Source organism: Nitrosomonas limosa, assembly GCF_054188085.1.
Map to the genome: position 1 here is coordinate 1,794,962 of NZ_CM135180.1, position 14,399 is coordinate 1,809,360.

The following is a 14,399-nucleotide window of genomic DNA, read 5'->3' on the forward strand; positions in this document are numbered from 1 at the left end:
CTTGAGGTTCAAGACGGCGGATCCCGTTCAATATCGGGAAAATCGCGGATGGAACCATTTGCCGGCGTCTATATCACAGCGTTATGCTTTATTTGATACTTATTGTCATTATCATCGCCGTCATTGTCGGGCCTTCTTACTGGGTTAAACATACGCTCACAAAATACAGCACTCCGGAAGACCGCTATCCCGGCACCGGTGCGGAATTGGCGCGTATCCTGCTGGATTGGGCAAAATTGCAGGCCGTGAAGGTAGAACTAACGGACCAAGGCGATCATTACGATCCAATCGCAAAAACAGTGCGATTGACGGCGGATAATTTTAACGGTAAATCGTTGACTGCGATCACCGTCGCCGCGCATGAAGTCGGTCATGCAATTCAGGACCGCGATGGTTATGCGCCATTGAGGTTACGTACACGCTTGGTAGAAATCGCTGCACCGGCGGAGAAGCTGGGTGCGGCCATTTTGATGATCGCCCCGGTCATTACCGTCGCTACCAAAGCTCCGGTCGCAGGCGCGCTATTTCTGGCAGGTGGTCTGTTAACATTAGGGTTTGCCACCATTATTCATTTCATCACCTTGCCGATGGAACTGCATGCCAGCTTCGCTCGCGCATTGCCGATGCTGGTGCAAGGCGGATATCTGATTGAAGGCGATGAACCGCATGCCCGGAAAATATTGCGTGCAGCCGCCTGGACTTACGTTTCGGCATCCCTGATGACACTGCTCAATATCGCCCGGTGGTGGGCAATTCTCCGGCGATAGTTGCAGGCAGCCAACAAAATCCATTGCCTTGTGGCATGCCTTCTTGACCCTGTCATATAAGCAACTTACCATGTGAAAGTTAACACTATAAATCTTACTAGTTAAAGGAAAAATATGATGTATTGGGTTAGGCATCAAAAAACAAATAATATGCGCGGTTTTACGCTGCTTGAGTTGCTTGTAGTCATGGTTATTATTGGTTTACTCGCTGCCTATGTCGGACCAAAATACTTTTCTCAGGTCGGCAAGTCCGAAATCAAAATGGCGCAGGCGCAAATCGATGCGCTCGAGAAAGCTTTGCATCAATACCGCTTGGACGTCGGCAGCTACCCGGCCACCGAGCAAGGCCTGGCGGCGTTGGTAACACGCCCCAGCAACGAAGCAAGATGGCAAGGGCCCTATCTATCCAAACTGCCTCCAGCCGATCCATGGGGACGCCCCTATGTTTATAAATATCCGGGGGATCGCGCCGAATTTGATTTGCTTTCCTATGGCAAGGATGGACAACCCGGCGGCGAAGGTGAAGCGGCTGATATCACGAATTGGTAAAAATATCTAATGCGGTTTGAAATAAAAGCAGTCATCTCCGGACAAGGAACCGTGCATCTGGAACTGGAAGCGAACAGCGAGGAAGAAGCGCGCCGCCAGGTCATCGAGCAAGGCGGGATGGTATTGAGCATCCGCCGCAGCTTCTCCGGTTTCTCGCTGAAATCGAAAACACGCTTTCCGCTGGTTCACTTCAGCCAGGAATTGCTGTCGCTGCAGACCGCCGGATTAAGTTTGGTCGAGAGTATCGAAACGCTCTTGGAAAAAGAGCAGGATGCCAGCAATCGCAAAACCATTCAAAACATCCTCGCACGGCTGTACGAAGGGGTCACTTTCTCGCAAACGCTGGAAGAATATCCGCAGGCATTCCCGCCGTTGTATATCGCCACTGTTCGAGCCAGCGAGCGCACCGGCGATCTGGCGGAAGCGTTGACGCGGTTTATCACCTACCAGACACAAATGGATTTCGTCCGGAAAAAACTGGTCGGCGCTTCGATCTACCCGGTATTGCTATTGGCGGTCGGCTTGTTGGTGTCGGTGTTTCTGATGGTCTTTGTCGTTCCCAAATTCAGCGCCATTTATGACGACATGGGCAGCGACTTGCCTTGGCTTTCGCTGTTGCTGATCAAATGGGGGCAATTCGTGCATGATCGCGGCTGGGAATTGGCTATAACATCGTTCACGATACTGGGTCTGTTAATTTATACCGTCAGCCGCCCGGCATTCCGCGCTAAAGTCATGCAATTGCTATGGCGCATCCCCGCCATTGGCGAACATATGCGGGTTTATCAACTGGCGCGGTTCTACAAAACCCTGGGAATGTTATTACGAGGCGGCATCCCGATCACGCAAGCGTTGGAAATGGTCGGCGGTTTGCTGCAATCGCATCTGCGCCCCAAAGTAGCGGCCGCTGCCAAGCACATCCGCGAAGGCAGAACCATCTCCAGCGCAATGGAAATGGAAGGTTTGACGACTGCGGTCGGCAATCGCATGCTCCGTGTCGGTGAACGTACCGGATTAATGGGCGATATGATGGAACGCATCGGCAACTTTCATGATGAGGAAATCGCCCGTTGGGTCGAATGGACAACCAAACTGATTGAGCCGCTATTAATGGCGTTCATCGGTATCGTGATCGGCGGTATTATTATACTGATGTATATGCCTATCTTTGAATTGGCAGGAAGTATTAATTGATGGAAACTTCCTCGCAAACAGCCAACAATCCGGTTCTTGATCTCAACCGGTTAGCCGAAATCAGGCGTAAGGCGGCAATGCAAGGCGTTTCGGTGATCCAGATACTGGAAGAAGAAGGCTTGTCTCCCGATGCATTGATGCAGCAGCTCGGCCAATTGATGCATATGCCCGTCCTCGAAATGAGGGCCATTCATACATTGCAGCCAGCCTTCGATATCCTGCCGTTTGCGGAAGCATTGGCGCATGAATGCGTACTCTTTCATCGCGGCGAGCAGCTGGTATTCGCGATCAGCAATCCTTTCTCGGGAAGACTGCGTTCCTGGGCCGATGAGCGATTCGACCGCGCGGTTGAATGGCATCTGGTTCATCCGGCGGACTTGAGCGCTTTCTTCACCCAGCAGGAAAAAACCATGCGCGCGATGGATCAAGTCCTGCCATCTGCTGAACTGAGCAATATACAAAGCGGCGTGGAAGACTTATCGCTGAAAAGTATCAATGAAGGCACCAGCCAGGTCGTTCGTCTGGTGCATTCTACGCTGTATGACGCGCATAAATCACAGGCCAGCGATATACATTTGGAAATGACCATCGGTGCATTGTCGATCAAATACCGGATCGATGGGGTGTTGACACATATCGGCGTCATCCAGGGAGGTGATTTGGCCGAGCAAGTAATCTCCAGAATCAAAGTAATGTCTGAATTGGATATCGCAGAACGCCGGGTGCCGCAGGATGGACGATTCAAAATCTCTATTCAGGGGCGGGAGATCGACTTCCGGGTCTCGATCATGCCGAGCATTTTCGGTGAAGATGCGGTATTACGGATACTCGACCGCCAAGCGTTATCGGATCAACTGGAAGGTTTAACGCTGAATCAATTGGGATTCAGCCAGTCAGCCATCGCCAGTATCCGCCGTTTAAGTTCGGAACCCTATGGCATGCTGCTGGTCACCGGCCCGACCGGTAGCGGCAAAACCACTTCGCTCTACGCCGCTATTTCGGAAGTCAACAAAGGCAACGACAAGATCATTACCATCGAAGATCCGATCGAATACCAGCTTCCCGGCGTTTTACAAATACCGGTGAACGAGAAAAAAGGCTTGACCTTCGCCCGTGGCTTGCGCTCCATTCTGCGGCACGATCCGGACAAAATCATGGTCGGCGAAATCCGCGATGCGGAAACCGCGCAAATTGCAATCCAGGCGGCCCTCACCGGTCATTTGGTATTTACCACCGTGCATGCCAATAACGTTTTTGACGTGATCGGCCGGTTCTCCCACATGGGTGTGGATCCCTACAGTTTCGTATCGGCTTTGAACGGCATTGTAGCGCAACGTTTGGTGCGGCTGCTTTGTTCCCACTGCGCCGTCGACGAACGGCCCGATGACGGTTTGATTGAAGAATCGGGGATTCCATTGGATCAAGCGCATCTCTACCATTTCCGCAGCGGCAAGGGATGCGGGCAATGCCGCGGCAGCGGATATCGCGGCAGAAATGCGATCGCCGAGATACTCCTACTGAACGATGAAATTCGCGAACTGATCGTGGCGCAAGAACCGATCCGGCGCATTAAAGAAGCAGCTCGCGACAACGGCACCCGCTTCTTGCGCGAAGCCGCATTGGATATGGTCAAACAAGGGTTAACCAGTCTGGAGGAAGCCAATCGTGTTACCATTGTGGCGTGATCGGATTCAGGTGTTTCTGGCACCCTCAAGACTGGATTGGGTGCGCCTGAAACGTGGCTTTAAGCCGGTCCAGCTCGACAAAGCAACGCTATTTTTTGAACCGGATGGGAACGCCCCGGATTGGGATGCAGCGTTACGGCAACTAGACCAGGTGCTCTCCGGAGGATCCGGGACCCAGATAGCCATCGTGCTATCCAATCATTTTGTGCGTTACGCGGCGCTTCCGCCGCAAAGTGAAATCAACACACCGGAAGAAGTAAAATCCTATGCGCAATTCCGCATGCAGGAAATCTATGGTGAGCGGGCGGAATCCTGGGTACTCAGCGTCAGTAACTGGAATCCGGTGGATGGCGCGGTTTGCGCTGCGATTCCACGGGATTTGCTGACGCGGCTGGAACAGCTGATGGTTACTCATGGATGCAAGCTGCAACACATCGAACCGTATTTGGCGTCGGTCTACGATCATTGGTGCGCGCATTTGCAAAATGAAAAAGTTTATTTGGCAGTGATAGAAACCGGCCGCATTTGTATCGCCATATCCTATAATGGCAAATGGCAAAGCATCCGGAATCAACGAATTCTGCATAACGCCGCCGATGATTTACTCGCTGCTTTGGATCAAGAGGTTATTTGGTCCGGTACCAAAGAAACGCTGGAATCAGTGTATTTATTTGCTCCCGAATACCCGGGTTTGACATTGCCATCGCAAAGCGGCTGGCAGGTTGTTACCCTACCGCAGAAAAATCTGCCGGTGCCGGCTTATTACCCCACCGTTACTGCTCATCAATCCGACCAAAATCAATGTCCCGCTTAAGATTAAGATTTCCTTATCGCGAACAAGCCGCACCGCAGCTTGACATGCTGCTGTTAGTGCTGGGTTTGGCAGCCATCGCGGGCATATTTCTTCAGTTCCGCCATCAAGCTGAAGAAATCAATTTCTGGAGCAATCGGGTCGAGCGGATGGAAAAACAACAACAGCAAAAAACTGCGCCGCGCACGCGCGCGACTTCGCGCATACGTGAATTCAGCCAGGAAATCGGCAAGGAAGTTGCGCAAGCCAATACTGTGATCGATCAGCTTAACTTGCCCTGGGAAGAATTGTTCGACTCAATCGAACATGCGGCAACCGAAGATATCGCATTGTTATCGTTGCAACCCAATTTTGCCAACCGGACATTACGGTTGAATGGTGAGGCCAAAAGCATGGCGGAATTATTAGATTTTGTCGAAGCATTGGAACGTGAATCGGTATTTGAAAATGTGCACCTGTTGAATTACAAAATCAAACAAGATAATCCGCAACGGCCGATTATATTTCTGTTACACGCCGCATGGATACAAGCTTCCTAAAAAAAGAACTGCCGTCTATTCCGTGGAACCGGATCCTGTTGCTGCTACGATGGCATACGGGACGTTTGGGCAATGCCGGCAAGATCGGCTTCGGTTTGATCGTCGCTGCCGGTATTTATTTTGTTCTCGCGGTACTACCGCAAGAGACGGAATTGCAGAAACTCAAGGACCGGGCAATTTCCCTGCAAGCGCAAGCTATTTCGAAAAAATCCGCCACCGACACTACCGATCTTGAAGCGGGGAAAAAAATGAGCAGCGATCAAGCGTTACAAGTGTTTTATGATTTTTTCCCGCGCATTGATTCATCACCCTTCTGGATCCGCGAGTTGACCGGATTAGCCCAGAAACAAGGTGTCGAACTGGCAAGCAGCGAATACCGCTTAATCAATGAAAGTGATGCCCGCTTAGCACGCTACGAAATGATTTTGCCGGTTAAAGGCAGTTATCCGCAAATCCGCGCTTTCATCGCGGAGGCCCTGGAAACCGTTCCGGCAATGGCCATATCGGCGATTGCCATTAAGCGTGAAAGCACGGTGTCTGAAAGGCTGGATGTGCGCTTGGAAATTAACCTTTATTTGAATAAATAACGACATGGATGCCGCTGAAAGAAAACGGAAAATCATCATCGGAAGCGCATTGATCGCAACATTAATCGCGGCGTTACTAGTCGAAGACGAGGAAGAACTCGCATTCCAAATGCCGGAAGCGCCGCTGCAGCCATTCAGGACAACGCAGGAAAAAAACCGGAAACCGGAACCCAATACTGCACAACTGGACGTTAGCAAGCTGGGGCAACGGAAATTTAACCCTCAGGCAGGGGAATTATTTGCATCAACCACCTGGATGCCGAAACAAGTACTCATCAACGATCCTGAAGAGCAGGAATTCAAGCTCGCACAGCCGGTCAAAATCGCACCGCCGGCCCCAACAGCGCCCCCTTTACAATTTAAATATACCGGCAAAACCATTGCGGACAATCAAACCTGGGTTTTTCTTTCTCGCTCGGGAGAGAATTTCATTACTAAAATCGGCGGAAAAATAAACGATCAATACCGTTTGGATGCCATCAACGACGATACGGTAACCGTTACGTATTTACCGCTCAATGTGAAACAAACCCTCACGATCAATCAAAAACTGGCAGGAAACTTCCGATGAGAAGCTGGAAACTAATCGTTCTGATCATGGTGTACCTGGTTCAATCGGGATGTGCGATCAACAACAAAACCTTCAGTCTGCGCAACCAGGCATTTGACGATGGTAAGAAACTGATAGAACTCGGTCAGATTGAGGAAGGTATCGCAAAATTGGAACAAGCGCGCCGCGAAAAACCGGAAAACCAGGAAATCCAGGCGGTAACCGCCCGCTTACGCGATGAAGCAATCACCAAGCTGTTGTATGAAGCTGAAAGTATCCGGTTCGGCGGCGACTTAACGCGCGCCGAGCAAGCGTATCAACGCATTTTGAATCTTTATCCCTACAACGAACGCGCCAGGGAAGGCATCGAGTTAATCGTATTGGAGCGCCGCCATATCGCTAAAGTCGATACCGCAAAAGCACTGCTGGAACGCGGCGAATTGTCTCAAGCAGAGACGCTCGTCCGTGCTGTGTTGCAAGAAAATCCCCAGCAATCGCATGCCCGTCAATTGATTTCGGAAATCAATTTACGATTAGCCCGGCCAGAGGTAACCGACCTGGCGCTCGAATCCGCTTTCAAGAAAGCAGTGACCATGGAATTCAAGGACACCGATTTGAAAACAGTTTTCGAACTGATGTCGCGCACTGCCGGTATCAATTTTGTGTTCGACAAGGATATTCGTCAGGAGGCGAAGATTTCCATATTTGTACGGCAAAATACCATCGAAGATATCCTGAAATTGATACTGGCAACCAATCAGCTCGCATACAAGGTGCTAAACAACAATTCGCTGCTGATTTATCCCAACACGCCTGCCAAACAAAAGGATTATCAGGAACTGGTGGTAAAAAGCTTTCAGGTCACGCATACCGACGTCAAACAAATGGTGGCGATGGTCCGGGGCATCGTCAAAGCCAAGGACATTTACGTGAATGAGCAGCTCAATCTGTTTATCATGCGCGATACCCTTGAAGCCATTCGTTTAACCGAGCGTTTAGTCAGTTTGAATGATTATGCTGAGCCCGAGGTGATGCTGGAAGTAACCATTCTGGATATCACTCGTACCAACAAATTTTTATTAGGTCCCAATTTTCCGCAATCATTGCAGTTTAACTACGCCGGCAGCGCCGTCGCCGGTGCAGCGCCTGCCACGCTTCTCAGTAACTTCGGTTTTTCCGGCCTGAAGAGCTTCGGCATGACCAATCAGGCAAAAATCGATTTTCTGCACAATCTATCAACGGGGGATATCCTGGCGAACCCCAGGATTCGCGTGAATAACAAGGAAAAAGCGAAAATTCACGTCGGTACCAAGCAACCTTTTTTCACCGCCAATGTGCAACCGGGGGTAACGGCGATCGTGACGTCCACACCGACATTTATCGACTTAGGCGTTAAGCTCGATGTGGAACCGCGTATCGGATTAAACGACGATGTCACGCTTAAAGTGACTTTGGAAGTGAGCTCCCTGCTAAACACAATAACTGGCCCGGGTGGGGCAACCGCTCCTGTAGTCGGTACGCGGAACGCCGAAACCATTCTGACGATCAAGGATGGTGAAACGCAAGTCATCGCCGGACTCATCGATAACCGGGAATCCAGAAAAGTCGGCGGTCTGGCTGGCTTATTGAATATCCCTGGATTGGATCGCCTGACGTCCAATCAAGATATCGAGAGAACAAAAAATGAAGTAGTGCTACTTATTACCCCGCGCATTGTGCGTAACATCCCAAGACCGACCAACCTGGAAAGCGAATACCATTTCGGCACTGCCAGCGAAGCGGGCAAGTTGCCGGTGGCGATCAAGAAAACCGAACCGCAATCGTTAGCCATCGCACCGGCAGGTTCCGGTCCGGGGGCTGGACGGGCGATGCCGAATCCGTTCGCTGCTGCCGCCGCAGACGAACTCCCTCCTGAAATGCCGAATCCGTTTGCCAGTGTTGCCGCCGCTTCTTCGCCAACGTTGACGTTGCAGGCGCCGACCAATGTCGGCATGGGTAAAGAGTTTTCCGTCAATGTCCGGTTGGTGGGCGCGAAAGCGACGGTCAGCTCCGAATTGCAACTCAATTATGAAGCCAGCGCGTTGGAAGCACTCGATGAAGGCGACAAATCCGGCTCTCGCACCATCCGGCTGGGTAAAGACCAGCCTGCGGGTATGGCAACGCAGATCCGTTTCAAAGTCATTGCGGCTAATCCCGGCACGACCGAAATCAATCTCCAGAATGCAGTCGCGGAAGATAAGGAAAATGGCGAAGCCGTCGAAGTGACGTTACCGTCGCCGGTCACTGTTAATATGAAATAAAACGGATGTGTTTGTTTAAAATTTCTGCAAAGCATCGAGGCTTTACTTTGATCGAGCTGTTGGTCGTGGTGGCGATTATGGCCATTCTTGCGACCGCTGCGCTGCCGCTGCGCGAACTCATGGTAAAACGCGAGAAAGAACAAGAATTGCGGGTTGCGTTGCGGCAGATTCGAACAGCGATCGATGCCTACAAACAAGCAGCCGACGAAGGAAAAATCGCCAAAAAAGCCGACGAATCCGGCTACCCTCCGCGGCTCGAGGAGTTGTTTATGGGGGTGCAGGACATCAAGAGCATCGACAAAAAGATCATCTATTTTCTGCGCCGCCTGCCGCGCGACCCGATGTTCACTGAGCTGGATGTAGCCGGTATCGAAATCACCCCGGCTGCCGATACCTGGGGTAAACGCAGTTACGAAAGCCCCTGGGACAGCCCGAAAGAAGGCGATGATGTTTATGACGTCTACTCACGTTCCGAAGCCATTGGCTTGAACGGCATCCCCTACCGCGAATGGTAATCAGCATGCCTCCCCCTCGAAAAGTTTCAGGTTTTACGTTGATCGAGCTGCTGGTAGTCATGGCGATCATCGCGACACTGCTAAGTATCGTTGCACCCCGCTATTTCGGCGCCATCGACAAAACCAAGGAAACCGTTCTCCGCCAGGATCTTGGCATCATGCGCAATGCCATCGATCAATTTTATTCGGATACCGGCAAATACCCGATCGACCTCATGGAACTCGTTGATAAAGGCTATATGCGCAAGGTGCCCATCGATCCATTTACTGAAAGCGACCAGACCTGGATTGCCATTCCTCCCAAAAATGAATCCGAATCCGGGGTTTACGATGTGCATAGCGGCTACAACGGGCGGGCGCTCGATGGCTCGTATTACGAAGAATGGTGACAGCGCCAGTACCCACCCATCAGCCATTGCTTCAGCGCAAACCATGATTCAACGATCGCAAGGTTTTGTGTATCTCTGGGCCTTGTTCGCAGTCGCCGTTGCGGGAATTATCATGGCGGGAACCGGGCAAGTCTGGCAAATCAAGTTACAGCAAGAAAAAGAAGCCGAATTGCTGTTTATCGGAGAACAATTCCGCAAAGCGGTAATGTCATACTATAACAGCCCGGGCGGCACCAAAGAATATCCGAAATCATTGGAAGACTTGATCGAAGATACGCGCCTGCCCGTGACCCGGCGGCATTTGAGAAAAAAATTCATCGACCCGATCACCAACACCGCTGAGTGGGGGCTGGTCGAAGAAGCACCGCCCAATACCGGTTCCGTCGCAACTTCCAATGTTAATGTGCGGATTACCGGGGTGCACAGTCTTTCCGAGAAAAAACCGGTCAAAAAAGAAAAATTTCCGGAACACTACAAAAAATTCTCCGAAGCATTGACTTATCGCGATTGGAAATTCGTTTATAAACCGGGTGATACCTCCAGCTCAACCACCCCCGCCTCCCAGCAACAAAAAACCAATACACCTGGCGCTCCTTCACCATTTGCGCCGCAGTCCCCAACTGCAACCGGCGGATCATCGCCTTCAAGGCCTTCATCCAGCGGGGGTGCTTCCCCCTTTTCGCAGCAACAATCAACAACTCCCAACGCAGGTACCGGCATACCCAGTTCCCCGTTCGGTGATTGATATATCACCCCTCTTCTAGGACAAATGTCCTATTTTTAATGATCAATCAGTGGTACATTTGCACTGCAATTTAAGTTGCTTTTGACTATTTGTAGAATGGGGTTATTAAGCTATTCTCCACAAAGCAATATTAGGTTGCCGAAAATAAAAATGAAAATTGAAATAGGGTCATGCATTTTTTACGGCGGATGCTTTACCAACATTGCAAAAGGGACAAGACGGTTAATAGACTTATTCCAGTGATTATCTCAATTACGCAGTGAATGGTTTCTCATTCATAATTTTTGAAATTCCTCGTCAGAGGTTATTAGCAATACAGTTGAATTTTATTAAAAATTTTCTTGGAGATTGGAAATGAAACTAGGTTATCTCGTTACCATTGCTGCCACTGCAGCTATTTTCTCAAACACCGCACTGGCTTTAGGCACCGCAACCATCCATCTGAATGGCGGAGATTATATTCAATCCGGATCGGTGACCAACACATCGGCACCGGGCGTTGACATCGTAAAAGTTGTATACGATCTCGGCACACAAGCTGACGGCATCGCCATTTGGGAAATCTTTGGCAGCACCGGTTCACATTCAAACTTCCTGACCGGAACTCATTATTCGACCGAAACCTGGGATGGATTAAGCGTCATCAGCGGTAATACTTTCAATTTCAGCGGTTTGGATATCGATTTGATCGTAACCGTAGCGCCGCCGGTTGTTTCCAGTGGCACCATACCTTCACCTGGTGGTCCTAGCCTTGCAAATGCAAGCTTCAGCGTTTACTTCAGCGATGGTTCGTTTGGCACTGCGGAATTGCTGGAACAAGATTGGAACGTAAGCCAGGATCTGGTCATCACCGCCGTTCCGGAACCTGAAACCTATGCCATGTTACTGGCAGGTTTAGGATTATTGGGTTTTGCTGCTCGCCGCAGACAACAAAACGTTTAATCGCAACTGAAAACAAACTAAGCGTTATACCGCATTGAATGATGAGTTTCTGAAGGCTATAACGCTTAGCAAGCTATTGATTTATAAAGTTAAAAGGAACATCCCGATAAGTAAGGAAACACTTGACTGTTTCAGGCAATAGAGTAGTGTAGCAACCGTAATCAATACGAGAAAAATCTAAATACTCTCATCTTGATTGCACAAACTTTCAACAATATTAATTATAAACAAAACACGGAGGAAATGATGAAATCAAAAATTCTAATGTCTTTATTGGCGTTATCTTTTGCAGGATTTACCGGCGCCGCAAGCGCAACAACTATTTATTTTAATAACACCGAGTGCCCTACATGTTCCAGCGGATCAAATGTTGTCGGCAATGAATGGAGTTCTTTCGGCATATCGGTAAGCAATGCTTATTGGTACATCGACGGTCGTGACACCTTTGACACCATGGGGTTATCGGTATCGCCTACCCCAGGGATCATCACCTTGTCATCCGTTTCTAACGGCGCAACCATTGATTACTGGGTAATCAGCGGACATCGCGGTGTTTATGAAGCATTTGACTCGGCTCACGTTTCACTGGGAAGTCTCGCTGTTGATGCAAGCTCTGGCGATGTATTAGGCACCCACTCATTCTTAGGCGCTGTTGCATCCATTGAATGGACAGGCTCTACCGGATTTTCACAAATTTCTACGCTGACCATTTCTCCGGTTCCAGAACCTGAAACCTACGCAATGTTACTCGCCGGTTTAGGATTATTGGGTTTTGCAGCTCGCCGCAGACAACAAAACGTTTAATCGAAATCAGTCTTAAAAAAGAGCACCCAAGTTTGGGTGCTCTTTTTATTTCATGCTTCCCTATCTCTCCCGGATTTTACTCGGTTCCAGCGTTCCGATATGCCGTCACTTGAATCTCGATCTTCATTCTCGGATCCGATAATCCTGCTGTCAACATCATCGCCGACGGTCTGACATCGCCCAAGTATTTGCGCATCACCGGCCAGCATTTCTCGAAATCGTCAGTCTTGGGAAACACGTAGGTCACCCGCACCACATCTTTCATGCTCGAACCCGCTTCTTGCAACGCCAATTCGATATTCTTGAAACATTGCTCAGCCTGTTCCAGCAAGTCATCCGAAATCGTCATCTTACTGTAATCAAAACCGGTGGTGCCGGAAACCAACACCCAGTTATCCACTACGACTGCGCGCGAATAGCCGATTTCCTTTTCAAAGGTTGAACCTGAGCTGATGAGTTTTCGTGTCATACTGTATTTTCCTTATTCGGGTTAAAAATAATTGCGTAAGATACTACACTAACAATGCAATGAACCACTCGCGAAGCAAGTTTTTCACGACCCTCTCCAATTGATCGACAATCATGGCCTTCACTTTCTATTGGCATGACTATGAAACATTCGGCGCCGACCCCCGATACGACCGTCCGGCCCAGTTTGCTGGCGTGCGCACCGATGATGCATTGCGCGAAATCGATGAACCGCTGGTAATTTACTGCAAGCCGCCGCGCGATTACCTGCCGCACCCGGAAGCTTGTCTATTGACCGGCATCACACCGCAGATTGCCGATGCGCAAGGATTACCGGAACCGGAATTTATTGCGCGCATCCATGCCGAATTTTCGCAACCGAATACCTGCGGAGTTGGTTATAACTCGCTGCGTTTCGACGACGAGGTCACGCGTTTCACGTTGTACCGAAATTTCTACGATCCCTACGCACGCGAGTGGCAGCAAGGCAATTCGCGCTGGGACATCATCGATCTGGCGCGCATGACGTACGCATTGCGTCCCGCCGGAATCACCTGGCCGCAACATGAAGACGGACAGCCGAGTTTCAAACTGGAAGATCTGGTCGCCGCAAACGGTATTGTTCACGAATCGGCGCATGATGCATTGTCCGATGTACGCGCCACCATTGCCCTGGCGCGCCTACTGCGTACGCAACAACCCCGCCTCTTCGATTGGCTTCTGCAGTTGCGTGATAAACGCAAGGCGGCCGCGCAACTGGATCTCACCAGCCGCAATCCGGTGCTGCATACGACGCGCATGTACCCGGCCAAAACCGGTTGCACGTCGCTGGTCATGCCGTTGATCACTGAGCCGGGCAACAACAACAGCGTGCTGGTGTATGACCTGCGCCACGATCCGGAACTGTTCTTACCGCTGAATACCGATGAACTGAGTCAACTGCTGTTTACCCGTAGCGATGAATTGCCCGAAGGTCTGCAACGGTTGCCGGTGAAATCGGTAAAAATCAACAAATGTCCGGCATTGGCGCCGCGCAACACGCTTGATCCCGATGCCGCCGGGCGCATCGCGCTCGATCTGGACAAATGCTACCGGCACTGGCAGACACTCTGCGCCTATCCTGATTTCTTTCAGCGCGTGGGAACTGCGTATACCCTTCACGCATTTGAACCTTCCGGCGATGTCGATGTGGCGTTATACGACGGCTTTCTGGATAATGCCGATGCCGCATCATTAGCCCAAATCCGGCGCGCGTCACCAAGACAACTGGCCAACATGCGTTTCGATTTTCATGACCGGCGATTGCCCGAACTGCTGTTCCGCTACCGTGCTCGCAACTGGCCGGAAACCTTAACGCCGGATGAAAGGGAGCGATGGGAACGCTTCCGCTTGCAGCGGTTGACGCAAGCAAACAATGGAGGAAATCTGACGGCAGATACATACAGCACGCACATTACGCAATTGCGTGACCGCTATAAAACCGATGGGAACGCACTAATCATCCTGGATGAACTGGAAACATGGCGTAGAAACCTGCTAAATGCATGAATTTCT

Annotated in this window: 16 protein-coding genes; 15 read left to right on the plus strand and 1 reads right to left on the minus strand. The window is 50.4% G+C overall.

Annotated features, from left to right (window positions below):
- Positions 1–83 precede the first annotated feature (83 nt).
- From ACV7NC_RS08175 to ACV7NC_RS08240, 14 genes are all read left to right on the plus strand, one after another.
- A complete protein-coding gene (locus ACV7NC_RS08175) occupies positions 84–767 on the plus strand; it encodes a zinc metallopeptidase (RefSeq protein WP_458152031.1) in 684 nt (227 codons plus the stop codon).
- A 114-nt stretch (positions 768–881) separates the two neighbouring features.
- A complete protein-coding gene (gene gspG, locus ACV7NC_RS08180; protein WP_458152032.1) occupies positions 882–1,316 on the plus strand; it encodes a type II secretion system major pseudopilin GspG in 435 nt (144 codons plus the stop codon).
- A 9-nt stretch (positions 1,317–1,325) separates the two neighbouring features.
- Positions 1,326–2,510 (plus strand): type II secretion system F family protein, encoded by a 1,185-nt coding sequence (locus ACV7NC_RS08185; protein ID WP_458152033.1) that lies wholly within the window; start codon positions 1,326–1,328, stop codon positions 2,508–2,510.
- Positions 2,510–4,195, plus strand: a complete 1,686-nt coding sequence (locus ACV7NC_RS08190; protein WP_458152034.1) for a GspE/PulE family protein — start codon at positions 2,510–2,512, stop codon at positions 4,193–4,195. Before ACV7NC_RS08185 ends, ACV7NC_RS08190 begins: the two co-directional genes overlap by 1 nt.
- The gene (locus tag ACV7NC_RS08195; protein WP_458152035.1) at positions 4,176–5,009 is read left to right on the plus strand and encodes a hypothetical protein; all 834 of its coding nucleotides are present in this window, start codon (positions 4,176–4,178) and stop codon (positions 5,007–5,009) included. The genes ACV7NC_RS08190 and ACV7NC_RS08195 overlap by 20 nt, the downstream gene beginning before the upstream one ends.
- Entirely contained in the window at positions 4,997–5,545 is a 549-nt protein-coding gene (locus ACV7NC_RS08200) for a PilN domain-containing protein (protein WP_458152036.1), read from the plus strand. Before ACV7NC_RS08195 ends, ACV7NC_RS08200 begins: the two co-directional genes overlap by 13 nt.
- On the plus strand, positions 5,527–6,132 hold the full coding sequence (locus ACV7NC_RS08205) for a hypothetical protein (protein WP_458152037.1): 606 nt from the start codon (positions 5,527–5,529) through the stop codon (positions 6,130–6,132). The genes ACV7NC_RS08200 and ACV7NC_RS08205 overlap by 19 nt, the downstream gene beginning before the upstream one ends.
- Positions 6,133–6,136: 4 nt before the next feature.
- Positions 6,137–6,703, plus strand: coding sequence for a hypothetical protein (locus ACV7NC_RS08210; protein ID WP_458152038.1), 567 nt, complete (start codon positions 6,137–6,139; stop codon positions 6,701–6,703).
- Positions 6,700–8,982 (plus strand): secretin and TonB N-terminal domain-containing protein, encoded by a 2,283-nt coding sequence (locus ACV7NC_RS08215; protein ID WP_458152039.1) that lies wholly within the window; start codon positions 6,700–6,702, stop codon positions 8,980–8,982. The genes ACV7NC_RS08210 and ACV7NC_RS08215 overlap by 4 nt, the downstream gene beginning before the upstream one ends.
- Positions 8,983–8,993: 11 nt before the next feature.
- Positions 8,994–9,497 carry a type II secretion system protein gene (locus tag ACV7NC_RS08220; RefSeq protein WP_458152040.1) on the plus strand — a complete coding sequence of 168 codons (504 nt, stop codon included), beginning with the start codon at positions 8,994–8,996 and terminating at the stop codon, positions 9,495–9,497.
- A 5-nt stretch (positions 9,498–9,502) separates the two neighbouring features.
- Positions 9,503–9,886 (plus strand): type II secretion system protein, encoded by a 384-nt coding sequence (locus ACV7NC_RS08225; protein ID WP_458152041.1) that lies wholly within the window; start codon positions 9,503–9,505, stop codon positions 9,884–9,886.
- Complete coding sequence (locus ACV7NC_RS08230) at positions 9,861–10,631, plus strand: hypothetical protein (protein WP_458152042.1); 771 nt, start codon at positions 9,861–9,863, stop codon at positions 10,629–10,631. Before ACV7NC_RS08225 ends, ACV7NC_RS08230 begins: the two co-directional genes overlap by 26 nt.
- Before the next feature lie 354 nt (positions 10,632–10,985).
- Positions 10,986–11,573 carry a PEP-CTERM sorting domain-containing protein gene (locus ACV7NC_RS08235; RefSeq protein ID WP_458152043.1) on the plus strand — a complete coding sequence of 196 codons (588 nt, stop codon included), beginning with the start codon at positions 10,986–10,988 and terminating at the stop codon, positions 11,571–11,573.
- Positions 11,574–11,816: 243 nt separating this feature from the next.
- On the plus strand, positions 11,817–12,377 hold the full coding sequence (locus tag ACV7NC_RS08240; protein WP_458152044.1) for an FxDxF family PEP-CTERM protein: 561 nt from the start codon (positions 11,817–11,819) through the stop codon (positions 12,375–12,377).
- A 76-nt stretch (positions 12,378–12,453) separates the two neighbouring features.
- Here the strand turns inward: ACV7NC_RS08240 and ACV7NC_RS08245 are convergent, their stop codons facing one another.
- A complete protein-coding gene (locus ACV7NC_RS08245) occupies positions 12,454–12,846 on the minus strand; it encodes a RidA family protein (RefSeq protein ID WP_458152045.1) in 393 nt (130 codons plus the stop codon).
- Positions 12,847–12,959: 113 nt separating this feature from the next.
- Here ACV7NC_RS08245 and sbcB point away from each other — a divergent pair, with 113 nt between their 5' ends.
- The gene (gene sbcB, locus ACV7NC_RS08250) at positions 12,960–14,393 is read left to right on the plus strand and encodes an exodeoxyribonuclease I (protein ID WP_458152046.1); all 1,434 of its coding nucleotides are present in this window, start codon (positions 12,960–12,962) and stop codon (positions 14,391–14,393) included.
- Positions 14,394–14,399 lie beyond the last annotated feature (6 nt).